This is a genomic window from Enterobacter cloacae complex sp. P13B, from assembly GCF_014895915.1.
Lineage (GTDB): Bacteria > Pseudomonadota > Gammaproteobacteria > Enterobacterales > Enterobacteriaceae > Enterobacter > Enterobacter bugandensis.
The window spans coordinates 79,867-97,463 of record NZ_JADBQN010000024.1; the positions used below are offsets into that span (position 1 = coordinate 79,867).

Annotated in this window: 15 protein-coding genes; all 15 read right to left on the reverse strand. The window is 56.7% G+C overall.

Features of this window, described 5'->3' with window-relative positions; all coding sequences use genetic code 11:
* Nucleotides 1-921, reverse strand: coding sequence for a D-alanine--D-alanine ligase (locus IM273_RS11950; RefSeq protein ID WP_041911244.1), 921 nt, complete (start codon nt 919-921; stop codon nt 1-3).
* Nucleotides 914-2,389 (reverse strand): UDP-N-acetylmuramate--L-alanine ligase, encoded by a 1,476-nt coding sequence (gene murC / locus IM273_RS11955; RefSeq protein ID WP_028015510.1) that lies wholly within the window; start codon nt 2,387-2,389, stop codon nt 914-916. Before murC ends, IM273_RS11950 begins: the two co-directional genes overlap by 8 nt.
* Before the next feature lie 56 nt (nt 2,390-2,445).
* Nucleotides 2,446-3,510 (reverse strand): undecaprenyldiphospho-muramoylpentapeptide beta-N-acetylglucosaminyltransferase, encoded by a 1,065-nt coding sequence (murG, locus tag IM273_RS11960; RefSeq protein ID WP_049000503.1) that lies wholly within the window; start codon nt 3,508-3,510, stop codon nt 2,446-2,448.
* Entirely contained in the window at nt 3,507-4,751 is a 1,245-nt protein-coding gene (gene ftsW, locus IM273_RS11965) for a cell division protein FtsW (protein ID WP_028015508.1), read from the reverse strand. Before ftsW ends, murG begins: the two co-directional genes overlap by 4 nt.
* Entirely contained in the window at nt 4,751-6,067 is a 1,317-nt protein-coding gene (gene murD / locus IM273_RS11970) for a UDP-N-acetylmuramoyl-L-alanine--D-glutamate ligase (RefSeq protein WP_028015507.1), read from the reverse strand. The genes ftsW and murD overlap by 1 nt, the downstream gene beginning before the upstream one ends.
* Nucleotides 6,068-6,069: 2 nt before the next feature.
* Nucleotides 6,070-7,152 carry a phospho-N-acetylmuramoyl-pentapeptide-transferase gene (mraY, locus tag IM273_RS11975; RefSeq protein ID WP_008501985.1) on the reverse strand — a complete coding sequence of 361 codons (1,083 nt, stop codon included), beginning with the start codon at nt 7,150-7,152 and terminating at the stop codon, nt 6,070-6,072.
* On the reverse strand, nt 7,146-8,504 hold the full coding sequence (murF, locus tag IM273_RS11980; RefSeq protein WP_048960680.1) for a UDP-N-acetylmuramoyl-tripeptide--D-alanyl-D-alanine ligase: 1,359 nt from the start codon (nt 8,502-8,504) through the stop codon (nt 7,146-7,148). Before murF ends, mraY begins: the two co-directional genes overlap by 7 nt.
* Complete coding sequence (gene murE, locus IM273_RS11985) at nt 8,501-9,988, reverse strand: UDP-N-acetylmuramoyl-L-alanyl-D-glutamate--2,6-diaminopimelate ligase (protein ID WP_045631154.1); 1,488 nt, start codon at nt 9,986-9,988, stop codon at nt 8,501-8,503. Before murE ends, murF begins: the two co-directional genes overlap by 4 nt.
* Complete coding sequence (locus IM273_RS11990; protein ID WP_028015504.1) at nt 9,975-11,741, reverse strand: peptidoglycan glycosyltransferase FtsI; 1,767 nt, start codon at nt 11,739-11,741, stop codon at nt 9,975-9,977. Before IM273_RS11990 ends, murE begins: the two co-directional genes overlap by 14 nt.
* A 15-nt stretch (nt 11,742-11,756) precedes the next feature.
* Nucleotides 11,757-12,122, reverse strand: a complete 366-nt coding sequence (ftsL, locus tag IM273_RS11995) for a cell division protein FtsL (RefSeq protein WP_006173860.1) — start codon at nt 12,120-12,122, stop codon at nt 11,757-11,759.
* A complete protein-coding gene (gene rsmH / locus IM273_RS12000) occupies nt 12,119-13,060 on the reverse strand; it encodes a 16S rRNA (cytosine(1402)-N(4))-methyltransferase RsmH (protein WP_028015503.1) in 942 nt (313 codons plus the stop codon). Before rsmH ends, ftsL begins: the two co-directional genes overlap by 4 nt.
* 2 nt (nt 13,061-13,062) lie before the next feature.
* Complete coding sequence (mraZ, locus tag IM273_RS12005) at nt 13,063-13,521, reverse strand: division/cell wall cluster transcriptional repressor MraZ (RefSeq protein ID WP_014882537.1); 459 nt, start codon at nt 13,519-13,521, stop codon at nt 13,063-13,065.
* Nucleotides 13,522-14,120: 599 nt separating this feature from the next.
* A complete protein-coding gene (gene cra / locus IM273_RS12010) occupies nt 14,121-15,128 on the reverse strand; it encodes a catabolite repressor/activator (RefSeq protein WP_014168621.1) in 1,008 nt (335 codons plus the stop codon).
* A 179-nt stretch (nt 15,129-15,307) separates the two neighbouring features.
* On the reverse strand, nt 15,308-15,799 hold the full coding sequence (gene ilvN, locus IM273_RS12015) for an acetolactate synthase small subunit (RefSeq protein WP_045259452.1): 492 nt from the start codon (nt 15,797-15,799) through the stop codon (nt 15,308-15,310).
* Nucleotide 15,800: 1 nt separating this feature from the next.
* A complete protein-coding gene (ilvI, locus tag IM273_RS12020; protein WP_028015500.1) occupies nt 15,801-17,525 on the reverse strand; it encodes an acetolactate synthase 3 large subunit in 1,725 nt (574 codons plus the stop codon).
* Nucleotides 17,526-17,597: the final 72 nt, after the last annotated feature.

Here is a 17,597-nt window from a genome sequence, read left to right on the forward strand (position 1 = left end):
TCAGCCCGCCTGGTCCAGAATACGTACGACTAACTGCGAGAAGCTCATTCCCGCCTGACGCGCCGCCATCGGCACAAGGCTGTGGCTGGTCATTCCCGGTGACGTATTGGCTTCCAGCAGATAAAACTGCCCGTCATTGTCCTGCATCACATCAATGCGTCCCCAGCCGCTGCAGCCCAAAACATTCCAGGCTTTAAGCACCAGGGACTGTAATTCGGCTTCGCGCTCTGCTTCAAGACCACAAGGGCAGAAATATTGCGTCTCATCAGAGAGATACTTCGCCTCATAATCATAGAAGACTCCGGCGGGTTGGATGCGAATTGACGGTAAAATTTCTTCGCCAAGCATCGCGACGGTAAATTCCGGCCCGCTGAGCCATTTTTCAATCAGAACTTCTTCATCGTGTTGAAATGCCAGCGCTAAAGCAGATGTTAAATCTTCAGCTTTATCGACCTTTGACATTCCGACGCTCGACCCTTCCCTGCTCGGCTTTACAATAACCGGTAAGCCCAGTGCCGCAATGCGTGTATTAACGCTGTCCGACAGGCCCAATTCAAATTCGCCGCGCGTCAGCGCCACCCACGGCGCAACGGGTAAACCCGCTCCCTGCCAGAGTAACTTACTGCGCAGTTTATCCATAGATATGGCGGATGCCATCACGCCGCTGCCGGTGTAAGGCAGGCCGATCAGCTCCAGAAGCCCTTGCAGGGTTCCGTCTTCACCGCCACGACCATGTAACGCGATAAAGACCTTATCGAAGCCCATCGCTTTTAATTGCGTCACGTCGACCTCTTTTGGATCGACAATATGTGCGTTTACGCCGCCTTCACGCAGGCCCGCCAGCACGGCAGCGCCGGAATTCAGAGAAACCTCGCGCTCGGCGGAGTTGCCGCCAGAGAGGACTGCAATCTTATCAGCCATGATGCTCATCCTCCTGGGTTTGCGGCTTCAGTTTGATTTCAGCTAAGGTACGGGCGATCTTGCCGATATTTCCCGCACCCTGAATCAGGATGAGATCGTTACCGGTCAGGACCGGTGCCAGAATTTCCGCCACCTGTGCCGGGTCAGAAACCAGAATAGGGTCAACTTTACCGCGCCCGCGGATGGTACGACACAGGGAACGGCTGTCTGCGCCTGGAATTGGCGTTTCGCCGGCGGCGTAAACATCCAGCATCAGCAGGGTATCCACCTGTGACAGCACGCTGGCGAAATCGTCATACAGATCGCGGGTACGCGTGAAGCGGTGCGGCTGGAAGATCATCACCAGATTCTTCTCCGGCCAGCCCGCGCGTGCGGCTTTAATGGTCGCGTCCACTTCCGTCGGATGGTGACCGTAGTCGTCCACCAGCATCGCGGTACCTGGCTTACCATTCACCGCATCCAGCGGGAACTCGCCGAGGAAGTCGAAGCGACGCCCCGTCCCCTGGAAGCTTTCCAGCGCGCGCAGGATCGCCTCATCATCAATGCCTTCTTCCGTCGCAACAGCCACTGCCGCTGCGGCGTTAAGTGCGTTATGGCGCCCTGGCGCATTCAGCGTGACGTGCAGTAGCTCTTTGTCCTGACGCGCCAGAGTGAAATGCCCCTGCGCACCAATCTGTTTGTACTCTTCCACGCGGACGTCAGCGTCTTCGCTGAAGCCGTAGGTGGTGATTTGACGACCGACGCGCGGCAGCAGCTCGCGGATCACCGGGTCGTCCACGCACATCACCGCGCGACCATAAAACGGCAGGTTGTGCAGGAAGTTGATGAAGGTCTGCTTTAAGTTTTCGAAGTCGCCCTGGTAGGTATCCATATGGTCAGCTTCGATATTGGTGACAATCGCCACCATCGGCTGCAGGTGCAGGAACGACGCGTCGCTCTCATCCGCTTCCGCAATCAGATAACGGCTGTGGCCCAGACGCGCATGGACGCCTGCGGCTTTCACCAGACCGCCATTGACAAACGTCGGATCGAGACCCGCTTCCGCATAAATGCTGGAAACCATCGCCGTGGTCGTGGTTTTACCGTGGGTACCGGCAATCGCAATGCCGTGACGGAACCGCATCAGTTCCGCCAGCATTTCTGCGCGGCGGATCACTGGAATGCGCGCTTCGTGCGCGGCAACGATTTCCGGATTGTCAGAGGAGATGGCGCTCGATACCACCACCACGCTTGCATCGCGCACGTTTTCCGGGCGATGGTTGAAATAGATAGTCGCCCCAAGCGACGCCAGCTGCTGCGTAACAGGGTTTGGCGCCAGGTCAGACCCGCTGATCTGATAACCTTCGTTAGCTAACACTTCGGCAATACCGCCCATGCCGGCACCACCGATGCCAACAAAGTGAATGTGCCGGACGCGACGCATCTCGGGCACGATTGAACGCAGTTTTGCCAGTTGTTGTGTATTCATTCTCTAAACGCCATCGACTACTTAAAATTCGTGCAGCGCAACACGCGCTGCGAGGGTTAAGCCTGGGCTGCCAGGCTCACTTCTTTTGCCACCCGTTCTGTCGCATCCGGGATAGCGGCAGCGCGCGCGCGCTGTGCCATATCCAGCAGTGCGTCTCTGTTCCAGCCCGCGAGGGTGGTGGCGACCGCATCGGCGGTAAAGTGTGGCTGCTCAAAAATTTTCGCCGCACCGGCTTTCTCAAGCGGCAGCGCGTTCCAGTACTGCTGTCGGTCTTTGTGCTGGAACGGCACGAACAGCGCTGGCAAGCCGGCGGCGGCGATTTCGCTCACCGTCAGCGCGCCAGAGCGGCAGACCACGACATCGGCCCAGGCATAGGCTGCGGCCATATCGTCAATAAATTCCGTCACTTTATGCTGCGGCTGGCCTTCATCAGCGTACGCCTGCTCAACGGTCTGCTGAGCGCCTTTACCGCTTTGGTGCCAGATAGTCACGGCATCACCCAGCTTTGCCGCCACCTGCGGCATTGTCTGATTCAGAATGCGCGCACCCTGAGAACCACCAACGACCAAAACACGAACCGGGCCTTCACGTCCCGCCAGGCGGGCATCCGGCAGCGGCAGAGCCAACACGTCGACGCGCACCGGGTTACCCACCACGTCCGCTTTCGGAAACGCGCCGGGAAACGCCTGCATCACTTTGGTGGCGATTTTCGCCAGCCACTTGTTGGTCAGACCGGCAATACCGTTCTGCTCGTGCAGAACAACGGGAATGCCTAACGACCACGCGGCCAGCCCGCCGGGACCAGAAACATAGCCGCCCATACCCAGCACCACATCGGGCTTAAAGCGCTTCATGATGGTGCGCGCCTGACGCCAGGCGTTAAAAATACGCACCGGCGCCAGCAGCATGGCCTTGAGGCCTTTGCCTCGCAGGCCGGAAATACGAATAAAGTCGATCTCAATACCGTGCTTCGGTACCAGGTCGGCTTCCATGCGGTCTGCGGTTCCCAGCCAGCGTACCTGCCAGCCCTGCTCCATTAAATGGTGCGCAACCGCCAGCCCCGGGAACACGTGTCCACCGGTACCGCCTGCCATCACCATTAACCGCTTCGGTTGATTCATCGTGAACCTCGTGTAAACGCCTGGGCTTTCTCCAGACGCGTCTCATAATCTATGCGTAACAAAAACATAATGGCCGTCGACATGATCAACAGGCTCGAACCACCATAGCTGATCAGCGGCAACGTCAGACCTTTGGTCGGCAGCATACCCGCTGCGGCCCCGACGTTAACCAGCGCCTGGAAGCTAAACCAGATACCAATTGAGCAGGCTAAGAAGCCTGAGAAGCGGTGATCGATCTCCAGCGCTTTTCGGCCAATCGACATGGCGCGGAAAGCGACGAAGAATACCATTAAAAGCGCTAATACCACACCGATATAACCCAGTTCTTCCCCAATAATGGAGAAGATAAAGTCGGTGTGCGCCTCCGGTAAATACTCCAGTTTCTGCACCGAGTTGCCCAGGCCTTGTCCCCAGACTTCACCGCGGCCAAACGCCATCAGCGACTGCGTCAGCTGGTAACCGCTACCGAACGGATCTTCCCACGGGTTCCAGAACGAGGTCACGCGGCGGATACGGTAAGGCTCGGCGAGGATCAGCAGCACCACTGCTGAAATCCCCATCCCGATGATGGCGATGAACTGCCACAGCTTGGCCCCTGCCAGGAACAGCATCGCCAGCGTGGTGACAAACAGTACGACAACGGTCCCGAGGTCAGGCTGCGCCAGCAGCAGGATCGCCAGCACCAGAATGACGCCCATCGGCTTTAAGAAGCCGCGAAGGTTGTTACGCACCTCATCGACTTTTCGCACCAGGTAGTTTGCCAGGTAGCAGAATAACGAAAGCTTGGTGAACTCCGCAGGCTGAATACGCAGCGGTCCGAAGGCGATCCAGCGTGAAGCCCCGTTAACGGAGCTCCCGACAACCAGCACGATCAGCAGCATGATAATGGAGGCGATCAGCATCGCGGTACTGTGGCGCTGCCAGAACGCCATCGGCAGACGAAGCGTTACCAGCGCCAGGCAGAACGCCAGAATGATGTACAGCCCGTCACGCTTGGCGAACAGGAAGGGATCGTTTGCCAGGCGTTGTCCGACAGGCATGGAGGCTGAGGTCACCATGATAAAGCCGATCGCCGCCAGCCCCAGCGTCAGCCAGAACAGGGTGCGGTCGTACATAATCAGGCTATCGGAATCTTTATCCCGGGAAGCCATCACCCAGCCTTTCAGCGCCGCAAACAACCACACCAGAATTCCAAATCCTGGCAGGCGCGGCATTTTCAGGCGAGGGAGAGATAAACGCATCAGCCTAACTCCTTCGCAAGGCGGGTAAAGACATCGCCACGCTGTTCGAAATTCTTAAACTGATCGAGGCTGGCGCACGCCGGGGAGAGCAGAACCATGTCGCCAGGCTGCACGCGCGGGGCAATCAGGCGCATCGCCTGTTCCATCGTTTCAGTTTGCTCAGCAACTTCCGGGCGTAGTTCAGCCAGCTCGCTGCCGTCACGGCCAAAGCAGTACAGGCGGATGTTATCGCCGGTGAGGTACTGTTTCAGGGAGGAGAAATCAGCAGATTTGCCGTCGCCACCCAACAGAAGATGCAGGGTGCCGTCAACGTGCAGACCGTTCAGCGCGGCCTCCGTGCTTCCCACGTTGGTCGCTTTAGAGTCGTTAATCCAGCGAACGCCGTTATGCTCCAGCGCCAGCTGGAAACGGTGTGCCAGGCCGGAAAACGTGGTCAACGCTTTCAGGCTGGAAGAGCGCGGCAGCCCTACGGCATCTGCCAGCGCCAGCGCCGCCAGGGCATTGGTATAGTTGTGCTGGCCGGAAAGCTTCATCTCCTTCACGTTCAGCACTTTTTCACCTTTCACGCGCAGCCAGGTTTCGCCCAGCTGACGGTTCAGATGATAATCACCCATGGTGATACCAAAGCTGATGCAGCGCTCGTCCGCGCCGCGCACCGGCATGGTCAGCGCGTCGTCGGCGTTAACCACGCAAACTTTGGCATTTTCGTAAACACGCAGCTTGGCTGCGCGATACTGCTGCAGACCAAATGGATATCGATCCATATGATCTTCCGTCACGTTGAGGATCGTTGCCGCCGCCGCATGCAGGCTGGAGGTGGTTTCAAGCTGGAAGCTGGAAAGTTCCAGAACGTACAGCTCGCAGCCTTTGTCCAGCAGCATCAGCGCGGGCAGACCGATATTGCCGCCTACCCCTACGTTCATGCCTGCGGCTTTCGCCATTTCACCCACCAGGGTAGTGACGGTGCTTTTGCCGTTAGAACCGGTGATCGCGATAACCGGCGCCTGCGCTTCGCGGCAGAACAGCTCGATATCGCCGACAATCTCAACGCCCGCATCCGCAGCAGCGCTCAGTGAAGGGTGCGCCAGCGCCATACCCGGGCTGGCGACAATCAGATCGGCTGCCAGCAGCCAGTCATCATTCAGACCACCAAGGTGGCGTTCAACCTGTTCCGGCAGTTTGTCCAGACCCGGCGGAGAGACACGCGTATCCATCACGCGCGGCGTCACACCGCGCGCAAGGAAAAAGTCCACGCAGGAGAGGCCAGTGAGGCCTAACCCGATGATAACGACTTTTTTACCCTGGTAATCTGCCATGATTAACGTACCTTCAGCGTTGCCAGGCCAATCAGCACCAGCATCAGCGAAATAATCCAGAAGCGCACAATCACGCGCGGCTCCGGCCAGCCTTTCAGTTCATAGTGGTGGTGGATCGGCGCCATACGGAAGATGCGCTGACCGCGCAGCTTGAAGGAGCCGACCTGCAAAATCACCGACAGGGTTTCAACCACAAACACGCCGCCCATGATCACCAGCAGGAACTCCTGACGCAGCAGCACGGCGATAATGCCGAGCGCGCCGCCCAGCGCCAGAGAACCGACGTCACCCATAAAGACCTGCGCCGGATAAGTGTTGAACCAGAGGAAGCCCAGCCCCGCGCCGACTATCGCCGTACAGACGATCACCAGCTCACCCGCGTGACGCAGATAAGGAATGTGCAGGTAGTTCGCAAAGTTCATGTTACCGGTCGCCCACGCCACCAGCGCAAAACCAGCCGCCACGAAGACGGTTGGCATAATCGCCAGACCATCCAGGCCATCGGTCAGGTTAACGGCGTTACCGGTACCAACAATTACAAAGTAGGCCAGCAGGATGTAGAACAGCCCCAGCTGCGGCATCACGTCTTTAAAGAACGGCACCACCAGTTCGGTGGCGGGCGTATCTTTTCCTGCCAGATACAGCGCGAAGGCGACGCCCAGCGCAATCACTGACATCCAGAAATACTTCCAGCGGGCAATCAGGCCCTTCGTGTCTTTGCGGACGACTTTACGGTAATCATCCACAAACCCGATAATGCCGTAGCCCACCAGTACGGTTAGCACGCACCAGACGTACGGGTTAGACGGATAGGCCCACAGCAGTACGGAAACGACGATCGCGGTCAGGATCATGATCCCGCCCATCGTCGGCGTACCGCGCTTGCTGAAGTGCGACTCCGGACCGTCGTTACGTACGACCTGGCCGAAAGAGAGTTTTTGCAGACGGGCAATCATGCGCGGGCCCATCCACAACGAGATGAACAGCGCAGTCAGCAGGCTGACGATGGCGCGAAACGTCAGATACGAAAAGACGTTAAAGCCTGAATAATATTTGACCAAATGTTCGGCCAGCCAAACTAACATGTCCCGTTCTCCTGTAATGCGTGCACAACCTCTTCCATGGCGGCACTACGTGAACCTTTCACTAACACTGTCACAATTTGTTTTTCTGTAATTAATGCCTTAAGGCGCTCAATCAACGCGGCTTTGTCGGCAAAATGTTCGCCAACGCCGCTGGCATGGCTAATCGCCTGGCTCAGTTTTCCTGCGCTCAGCACGCAGTCCAGTCCCGCCGCTTTCGCCGCTTCACCCACCTGGGTATGACAGGCTTCGCTTTCATCGCCCAGCTCCGCCATGTCGCCAACCACCATGACGCGGTAGCCCGGCATTTCAGATAGCACCTGCACCGCCGCCGTCATTGAGCCGACGTTCGCGTTGTAGGAGTCATCAAGCAGCAATTTGTTTTCTGCAAGCGGGATCGGGTACAGGCGTCCCGGCACGGCTTTCAAATTCGCCAGCCCGGTTTTAATCGCCTCGTGTGACGCTCCCACCGCCGTCGACAAGGCCGCTGCTGCCAGCGCATTGGCGATGTTATGGCGTCCCGGCAGCGGTAACAGCACGTCTACGTCACCCGTTGGGGTAGCAAGCGTGAATTCCGTACCGTGCGACGTCACATGGATATTGGTCGCGGTAAAGTCACTGTTGGCCGCGTTCGGCGAGAAGCGCCAGGTTTTACGCGAGCCAATGATGCTCTGCCAGTTCAGCCAGTCGTTGTTGTCGGCATTGAGAATGGCAATGCCGTCAGCAGGCAGACCGGTGTAAATTTCGCCTTTCGCTTTCGCCACGCCTTCCAGCGAGCCAAAACCTTCCAGATGCGCTGCTGCAAGGTTATTCACCAGCGCCGCTTCCGGGCGAGTCAGGCTCACGGTCCAGGCGATTTCGCCCTGGTGGTTTGCCCCTAACTCGATCACCGCAAACTCATGCTCTTTGGTCAGGCGAAGTAATGTCATCGGCACGCCGATGTCATTATTGAGGTTGCCTGCGGTATAAAGCGTATTACCGCACTGGCTGAGGATGGCCGCCGTCATCTCTTTCACTGACGTTTTGCCCGATGACCCGGTCAGCGCGACAACGCGAGCAGGCACCTGCTGACGAACCCAGGCGGCCAGTTCACCGAACGCGAGACGCGTATCGCTCACCACAATCTGCGGCAAATCGATATCCAGCCTGCGGCTGACCAGCAGCGCGCCAGCGCCGTTTTCTTTGGCCTGTCCGGCAAAATCATGCGCGTCAAAACGTTCGCCTTTCAGCGCCACAAACAGACAGCCCGCGGTCACTTTACGGGTGTCGGTGGTGACCGCGTCAATGGTCAGATCCTGGCCCAGCAGCTCGCCGTGCAGTACCGCAGCGGCCTGGCTTAAGGTGATGCTAATCATGCGACGACTCCCAGCAGACGCGCTGCCGTTACGCGGTCGGAGTAGTCCAGACGACGATTGCCAACAATCTGATAGTCTTCATGGCCTTTACCGGCCAGCAGAACGACATCATTTTCTTTTGCCTGCATGATGGTGTTTGTCACGGCTTCCGCGCGGCCTTCCACCACACGGGCGCGACCGGCGTCCAGCATACCCGCCAGAATGTCGTTGATGATGGCGCGCGGCTCTTCGGTACGCGGATTGTCATCGGTGACCACAGGAATGTCCGCGAACTGCTCCGCAATGGCGCCCATCAGGGGACGTTTACCTTTGTCGCGATCGCCACCGCAGCCGAAGACGCACCAGAGTTTACCGGTGCAGTGCAGGCGTGCCGCTTCCAGCGCTTTTTCCAGCGCATCCGGCGTGTGGGCATAATCGACAACCACGGTCGGTTTGCCCGGCGCGCTAAACACTTCCATACGGCCGCAAACCGGCTGGAGACGCGCTGACGTTTTCAGCAGTTCCGCCATCGGATAACCCAGCGCCAGCAGCGTTGCCAGCGCCAGCAGCAGGTTGCTGACGTTGAACGCCCCCATCAGGCGGCTTTCAATTTCACCTTCACCCCAGGAAGAGGCAAAGCGGATCGTCGCGCCACTGTCGTGATAGTTAACGTCAACGGCCTTCAGCCAGCGGCCGTGGCAGTTCGGATTGATATGGTCTTCCATCGACACCGCTACCGCGTCTGGCAGCTTCGCAAGCCAGCGGCGGCCCACTTCGTCGTCGGCGTTGATGATGGCCTGGCCGTAATGGTGAGTAGAGAACAACAGCCATTTGGCGGCTTCGTAGTGTTCCATATCACCATGATAATCAAGGTGATCGCGGCTCAGGTTGGTGAACACTGAAGCAGCAAACTTCAGTGCCGCGACGCGGTGCTGTACCAGGCCGTGCGAAGAAACTTCCATCGCGGCAAAGGTTGCCCCCTGCCCTGTCAGACCGGCAAGCACGTGCTGTACGTCAACCGCAGAACCGGTGGTGTTTTCCGTCGGGCTCACTTTGCCCAGCAGGCCGTTACCCACGGTACCCATCACCGCACCGGTTTCACCCAGCAGCTGAGCCCACTGCGCCATCAGCTGCGTGGTGGTGGTTTTTCCGTTCGTACCCGTCACGCCAACCAGACGCAGCTGGTCGGAAGGTTCGTGATAAAAACGTCCCGCCAGTGCAGAGAGACGCTCATTCAACTGGCTGAGATAGATAACCGGCACCCCGTGCATTTCACGGATCTCACCGTCGGTTGCCTCGTCTTTAGCCTCAGCAATAATGGCAGCCACACCTTGCGCAATCGCCTGCGGGATATAACGACGCCCGTCCGCCTGATGACCAACCACCGCCACAAAAAGATCGCCAGAAGCAGCCACGCGGCTGTCCAGTACCATCTCTCGCAGTGCTCGCTCCGGTGCATTTGGCACCCACGGAGCGAGAAGGTCGCGCAAATTACGATCTGCCACCTGTACCCTCGCCTTGATTAATTACAAATTCACTTTTTTCGCCCGTCGCCAGCGCATCTGGTTCAACGTTCATGGTGCGTAACACGCCGCCCATGATGGCGCCAAACACAGGCGCGGAAACGGCGCCGCCGTAGTATTTACCCGCCTGTGGATCGTTAATCACGACCACCAGCGCAAAACGCGGATTGCTTGCAGGCGCAACGCCTGCGGTATAGGCAATGTATTTGTTGATGTAGCGGCCGTCTGGCCCCACCTTTTTCGCCGTACCGGTTTTAATGGCGATGCGATAGCCTTTGATGGCCGCCTTCACGCCGCCACCGCCCGGCAGCGCCACGCTTTCCATCATGTGCACAACGGTACGAACGATGGATTCCGGGAAGATACGCTCGCCCGGAACCGGTGGATCAACTTTGGTGATGGACAGCGGGCGATAGACGCCGTAGCTGCCAATCGTTGCGTAGACTCGCGCTAACTGTAACGGGGTTACCATTAGCCCGTAGCCGAAAGAGAAGGTGGCCCTCTCTATGTCAGACCACCGTTGTTTTTGAGGATATAAGCCACTGCGTTCTCCGACCAACCCCAAATTGGTCGCCTTTCCAAGTCCAAAACGTGAGTAAGTCTCTACTAACGCTGAGGACGGCATCGCTAACGCCAGCTTTGAAACACCGACGTTACTCGACTTCTGTAACACCCCGGTCAGGGTCAATTCGCTGTAGCGCGCCACGTCTTTAATCTCGTGGCCGTTAATACGGTAAGGGATCGTGTTCAGGACCGTGTTTTCATTGACGATACCGCGCTGAAGCGCCGTCATCACCACCATCGGCTTCACCGTGGAGCCGGGTTCGAACACGTCGGTAATCGCCCGGTTACGCATCGCATCTTTTGCGGTGCCGGTAAAGTTGTTCGGGTTGTAGGAAGGACTGTTGGCCATGGCCAGCACTTCTCCGGTACTGACATCCACCAGCACGGCGCTGCCGGATTCTGCCTTGTTAAACGCCACGGCGTTGTTCAGCTCGCGGTAGACCAGCGCCTGCAGGCGCTCGTCGATACTCAGAGCCAGGTTGTGCGCCGCCTGGCTGTCCGTAGAGGAGATATCTTCAATGACGCGCCCGTAGCGGTCCTTACGCACAATTCGCTCGCCAGGCTGGCCGGTGAGCCACTTATCGAAGCTTTTTTCAACGCCTTCAATCCCCTGGCTGTCGACGTTGGTGAAGCCGATGAGGTGAGCGGTTACTTCGCCGGACGGATAGTAACGACGGGATTCTTCGCGCAGATGAATGCCCGGCAGCTTCAGTTTTCGAATGTAGTCCGCCATGTCAGGGTTAACCTGGCGCGCCAGATAGATAAAACGCCCTTTCGGGTTCGCGTTGACGCGGGAGGCTAGCTGATCCAGCGGCATTTTGAGCGCATCTGAAAGCGCTTTCCAGCGGTTATCAAGCGTGATGCCACCGGCGTCGTGCAGCTCTTTCGGGTCGGCCCAAATCGCTTTCACCGGCACGCTCACCGCCAGCGGGCGACCTGAACGATCAGTGATCATTCCGCGAGAAGTCGACACTTCCTGAACGCGAAGGGAGCGCATATCTCCCTGGCGTACCAGCATGTCAGGGGCGATGATTTGCAACCACGCCACACGTCCCAGCAGGAAACCCAGCGCCAGTAAAATGCAGCCGCAAAGCAACGCAAAACGCCAACTGATGAAGTTGGCCTGTTCTTCCTGACGTTTTGGTTTAAGCGTTTTTGCCGCTGCTTTCATGCGTCGCGTGTTCCCTTATTTTTGTACTACGATATTTTCCTGGGAAGGATCAACATGCTGCAGTTGCAGCTTTTCCGTTGCGATCCGTTCAACCCGGCTGTGATCGCCGAGCGCGTTTTCTTCAAGGATCAGATTTCGCCATTCAATATCCAGCGCATCGCGTTCCAGCACCAGCTGCTCGCGTTGCGCAGTCAATAAACGTGTATGGTGAGCTGTGGTCACCACCGTAACTGCCGTAACAATGATGCAAATGAACAGGCAGAGTGGCAGTTTCCCGAATCGCAAAAGATCGTCGCCGATCACGCCAGGCAAGGCATGGCGCTCGTTGCTTCCTAACGATCCCTTAACTTTGCTTAGGGTTTCTGTCACTCTGCCGATCATGCGTTCGTCCTCTCTGCAACTCGCAGCACTGAACTACGGGCACGTGGATTCTCTGCCACCTCTTCTTCGCCCGGCATCAACTTGCCTAATGCTCGCAACTGACGGCCCCCCAGCTTCCTGAGTTGTTCTTCCGTCATCGGCAGCCCCGCTGGAACCTGAGGACCGCGGCTCTGTTCACGCATGAAGCGTTTTACAATGCGGTCTTCCAGCGAATGGAAGCTGATGATGGATAACCGCCCACCCGGGGCCAGCACGTCGAGCGAGCTTTTTAGCGCCAGCTCTATTTCCTCCAGTTCACTGTTTACCCAGATGCGAACCGCCTGGAAGGTACGGGTCGCGGGATGTTTGTGCTTATCCTTCACCGGCGTCGCCGCCGCAATCACTTCGGCCAGCTCTTTGGTGCGGGTCATTGGCTCAACGCGGTTGCGCTCAACGATGGCGCGCGCAATGCGCTTGCCAAAACGTTCTTCGCCGAAGGTTTTGATCACCCAGGCAATATCTGCTTCGTCAGCGGTCTGCAGCCATTCGGCGGCAGACTGGCCGCGCGTCGGGTCCATACGCATGTCCAGCGGACCGTCGCGCATAAAGGAGAAGCCGCGTTCTGCATCATCAAGCTGGGGTGAAGATACGCCAAGATCGAGAAGAATCCCGTCGATCTTGCCCGTGAGATCGCGCTCAGCCACGTAATCAGCGAGCGCAGAAAAAGGTCCATGCACGATGGAAAAGCGTGGGTCATTGATGGTCTGTGCCACGGCAATCGCCTGCGGATCGCGATCGATTGCCAGCAGTCGCCCTTCCTCTCCAAGCTGGGAAAGGATCAAACGCGAGTGACCACCGCGACCAAACGTGCCATCAATGTAGATGCCATCCGGACGAATATTCAGGCCGTTCACGGCCTCGTCCAGTAACACCGTTTTATGTTTATAATTTTCCATCATATTTATAGAGACAAGTCCTGCAGCCGTTCCGATAAAGTTGCGGAATCAGACTGCTCAGCGTCGATATCTTCCTTGACCTGTTGATACCAGGTCGTTTCGTCCCACAGTTCAAACTTGTTGAACTGCCCGACCAGCATCACTTCTTTGGTCAGACCGGCATGTTGCCGCAGCACGGGCGCAATCAGTAATCGCCCGGCGCTATCCATCTGACACTCACTGGCATGTCCCAATAACAGCCGCTGCACGCGGCGCTCTTGCGGGTTCATGCTCGACAGTCGCGACAGCTTTTGCTCAATGATTTCCCATTCAGGTAAGGGGTAAAGCAGCAGGCAGGGGGAGTTGATGTCAATGGTGCAAACCATTTGACCCGAAGCATTCTCAATCAGCTGGTCGCGGTATCGGGTTGGGACCGATAAACGCCCTTTGCTGTCGAGATTGACTAACGTAGCTCCACGGAACATGCCAGTCTCACCCCTCCTCACCACTTTAACCCACAAATTCCCACCTAAAGGAGTTTACGGAGCGAGGGAAAAGCTTGTCAAGCCAGGACTCTCCCCGTAGAGACCCGAAAGCCCTCTATTTACAGAGATAAACAGTCCTGGTTAATAACTGCACAACTGGCGAGGCAAATTAACGTTATGAATATTTGTAAGAAAAAAACCGAATATGCACACTAGCGTTAAGGCTCACTCAATATCATCGCAGATAAATATAAAGTGTCAGTTTGCGACGCGGGCAGCATTTTATGACAGATTGTCAGGGGATAACAGCGCCAGATTCACTCAATCGGTCGGTGGAAGCGGCGGTTGCGTTGCTGGCCGGTCGAGGGGAAGGAAAAACGTCTGAATATTCATCGACCGAAGAGGGTTTGTAACAAAGTAATACAAAGAGAGGCTTTTAAAAATCGCTTCATGATTCTTTAAGGACCCTTTTAAACGGCAAAACGAATTAAGAAAAATAGTAGATTAGGATCTCTCAAGAATTATCCTAATTTCACTGCGGGAATTAACTCGGCGAATTATTCCTGTAAAAAGGGGCGGTTTTTCGCCGCCCCGTCATTTCATTTATGGCGGCTCAAAATTCCGCGATGATAGAGATTACGTTTGATACGCGTCAGACCCGGCTTCGGTTTGCGCGGCTCATCCAGGCTCGCCAGAACAATCTCCAGGACGCGTTCCGCTACATCTCGGTGACGCTGGGCCACCGCCAGCACTGGGCACTGAAGGAAATCGAGAAGCTCGTTATCCCCAAACGTGGCGATCGCCAGGTCAGAGGGAAGCTTGCCTTCACGACGCAAGGTGACATCCATTACCCCCTGCAGAAGGGCAAATGACGTGGTGAACAGCGCCTGGGGCATCGGGTGCGTCTCCAGCCATTTTTCGAACAGCTGCGCAGCGGCTTCGCGTTCATAGCTGTTGGCATAGAGATAGTGGACTTCACGCGGATCGTCTTTCCAGGCGGTTCTGAACCCTTGCTCACGCAGGAAGCTTACGGAAAGCTCGGGCAGCGCGCCAAGATATAGCACCGTTTCAGCGGGGAAGGTTCTCAGCTCAGCGGCCAGCATTTCCGCGTCATCCTGATCGGCACCCACTACGCTTGTGAAATGCTCACGATCGAGCGCGCGGTCCAGCGCCACGATGGGGAACGGATCGTTCGCCCAGCGCTGGTAAAACGGATGCTCCGGCGGTAAGGAGGTCGAGACGATGATGGCATCGACCTGACGCTGGAGCAGATGTTCAATGCAGCGCATCTCGTTATCGGGCTGGTCTTCAGAACAGGCTATCAGCAGCTGGTAACCGCGCTGGCGGGCCTGACGTTCGAGATAGTTGGCGATACGGGTATAGCTGGTGTTTTCCAGATCCGGGATCACCAGACCAATAGAGCGGGTGCGCCCGGCACGCAGGCCGGCAGCGACAGCATTCGGATGGTAGTTATGCTCACGAACCACCGCCATAACTTTTTCAACGGTCTTATCGCTGACGCGGTACTGCTTTGCTTTGCCGTTAATCACATAGCTGGCCGTTGTTCGTGACACGCCGGCTAGCCGGGCGATTTCATCCAGTTTCACAATTGCCCCTTAAAAAAAGAAAAGAGTCCATGGCCCTGTCAAGGTTATGGTTAAATCTTTTAACATCTAAACGCAGAAAAGCCTTCGCGGCAACCGCTTTTATCTGCGTTGTCGGCTGATTACGCAAAAAAAAGCCCGGCTTTGGTGACCGGGCTGAAAGAGGCGAACCTTTTTAACAACTACCGCATGATTTTCTCGCCGCGTGACAGACCAACGATCCCCGATCTCGCCACCTCAACAATTTTTGCTACATCCCGCACGGATGCCAGGAAAGCGTCCAGCTTGTCACTGGTTCCGACCAGTTGAACCGTATAAAGAGAAGGCGTGACGTCGATGATCTGTCCGCGGAAAATATCCGCATTGCGTTTGACCTCTTCGCGCCCGTAACCGCTGGCCTGTATTTTTACCAGCATGACCTCACGCTCAACGTAAGCGCCCTGCCCCAGCTCGCTTACGCGCAGCACATCGACCAGCTTATGCAGCTGTTTCTCGATCTGCTCAATTACCTTGGCATCGCCAACGGTCTGAATCGTCATACGCGACAGCGTCGGATCGTCCGTTGGCGCCACGGTCAGGCTTTCAATGTTATAGCCACGCTGCGCAAAAAGCCCAATGACGCGCGACAGTGCGCCAGACTCGTTTTCCAGTAATACCGATAATATCCGGCGCATATCAGGTTCTCTCCGTTTTGCTTAACCACATCTCGTCCATACCGCCGCCGCGAATATGCATCGGATAAACGTGCTCGGTTCCATCAACGATGACATCCATAAAGACGAGGCGGTTGTTTTTAACGTGCTCAAGCGCTTCGGCGAGCTTCGTTTCCAGCTCAGCCGGATCGGTCACCCGCATCCCTATATGACCGTAAGCTTCAGCAAGACGAACAAAATCCGGCAGCGATTTCATATATGACTGAGAGTGGCGGCCCGAGTAGATCATATCCTGCCACTGCTTCACCATACCGAGATAGCCGTTATTGAGGTTGAGCACCAGTACCGGCAGCTCATATTGCAGCGCGGTGGAAAGTTCCTGAATGTTCATCTGAATACTGCCGTCTCCGGTCACGCAGACGACGGTTTCATTTGGCAGCGCCAGCTTCACGCCCAGCGCGGCAGGCAGGCCAAAGCCCATCGTGCCTAAACCTCCCGAGTTGATCCAGTGACGCGGTTTATCAAACGGATAATAGAGGGCGGCAAACATTTGATGCTGGCCCACGTCAGAGGTCACATACGCGTCGCCTTTCGTCAGTCGCCATACCGTTTCGATGACCGCCTGCGGCTTAATATGCTCGCTTTGGGTGTCATATTTCAGACACTGCCGCGCGCGCCATTGCTCAATTTGCTGCCACCAGTCACGGATTTCATCCAGCGGTTGCGCTGTGTTTTCCAGCGCCAGCAGATCCAGCATTTGTTCAAGGACCTGTCGCGCGTCGCCGACGATAGGTACATCAGCCGACACCGTTTTTGAAATTGACGTCGGATCGATATCAATGTGCAGCACGGTGGCATTCGGGCAATACTTCGCCAGGTTGTTGGTCGTACGATCGTCAAAACGCACGCCGACGGCAAAGATGACGTCAGAATGATGCATCGTCATGTTGGCTTCATAGGTACCGTGCATACCCAACATGCCGAGCGCCTGTCGGTGGGTAGCGGGAAACGCTCCGAGTCCCATCAGCGATGACGCAACAGGAAGATTGAGCTTTTCAACCAGTTCACGAAGCTGTGCCTCACACGCTGAATTGACGGCCCCGCCACCGACATAGACCACCGGTTTTTTAGCGGCCAGCAGCGTTTGCAGCGCGCGTTTGATCTGACCTTTGTGGCCCTGCGTTGTTGGGTTGTAAGAGCGCATGCTCACCGATTCCGGCCAGACATAAGGCAGCTTGTTTGCAGGGTTCAGGATATCTTTAGGGAGATCGACCACCACCGGCCCCGGGCGCCCGCTTGCCGCCAGCCAGAACGCCTTCTTCAGAATGCCAGGAATGTCTTCGGTTTGCTTGACCAGGAAGCTGTGCTTCACGACGGGACGCGAAATCCCGACCATGTCGCACTCCTGAAACGCATCATAGCCAATCAGTGATGTCGCGACCTGTCCGGAAAGGATCACCAGCGGAATAGAGTCCATGTACGCGGTCGCAATGCCGGTAATGGCGTTTGTTGCACCGGGCCCCGACGTGACCAGGACCACGCCCACTTCACCCGTCGCACGCGCCAGGCCATCGGCCATATGTACCGCCGCCTGCTCATGGCGTACCAGCACATGGTCAATACCCCCTACCGTATGCAGTGCGTCATAAATATCGAGGACCGCGCCGCCAGGATAGCCGAACACTTGCTTTACGCCCTGATCGATCAGCGACCGGACGACCATTTCCGCGCCAGACAACATCTCCATGCTTTGCCTCCAGGCATTTTGTTATAGACGGACCGCCGAATTCATTTCCGCACCGTCTTGCGATCGGGATGA

Excerpts from the sequence above, each read along its gene's own strand:
- IM273_RS11950 (WP_041911244.1), bottom strand. The coding sequence starts at position 921 with ATGGCTGATAAGATTGCAGTCCTCTCTGGCGGCAACTCCGCCGAGCGC.
- murC (WP_028015510.1), bottom strand. The coding sequence starts at position 2,389 with ATGAATACACAACAACTGGCAAAACTGCGTTCAATCGTGCCCGAGATG.
- murG (WP_049000503.1), bottom strand. The coding sequence starts at position 3,510 with ATGAATCAACCGAAGCGGTTAATGGTGATGGCAGGCGGTACCGGTGGA.
- ftsW (WP_028015508.1), bottom strand. The coding sequence starts at position 4,751 with ATGCGTTTATCTCTCCCTCGCCTGAAAATGCCGCGCCTGCCAGGATTT.
- murD (WP_028015507.1), bottom strand. The coding sequence starts at position 6,067 with ATGGCAGATTACCAGGGTAAAAAAGTCGTTATCATCGGGTTAGGCCTC.
- mraY (WP_008501985.1), bottom strand. The coding sequence starts at position 7,152 with ATGTTAGTTTGGCTGGCCGAACATTTGGTCAAATATTATTCAGGCTTT.
- murF (WP_048960680.1), bottom strand. The coding sequence starts at position 8,504 with ATGATTAGCATCACCTTAAGCCAGGCCGCTGCGGTACTGCACGGCGAG.
- IM273_RS11990 (WP_028015504.1), bottom strand. The coding sequence starts at position 11,741 with ATGAAAGCAGCGGCAAAAACGCTTAAACCAAAACGTCAGGAAGAACAG.
- ftsL (WP_006173860.1), bottom strand. The coding sequence starts at position 12,122 with ATGATCGGCAGAGTGACAGAAACCCTAAGCAAAGTTAAGGGATCGTTA.
- rsmH (WP_028015503.1), bottom strand. The coding sequence starts at position 13,060 with ATGATGGAAAATTATAAACATAAAACGGTGTTACTGGACGAGGCCGTG.
- mraZ (WP_014882537.1), bottom strand. The coding sequence starts at position 13,521 with ATGTTCCGTGGAGCTACGTTAGTCAATCTCGACAGCAAAGGGCGTTTA.
- ilvN (WP_045259452.1), bottom strand. The coding sequence starts at position 15,799 with ATGCGCCGGATATTATCGGTATTACTGGAAAACGAGTCTGGCGCACTG.
- ilvI (WP_028015500.1), bottom strand. The coding sequence starts at position 17,525 with ATGGAGATGTTGTCTGGCGCGGAAATGGTCGTCCGGTCGCTGATCGAT.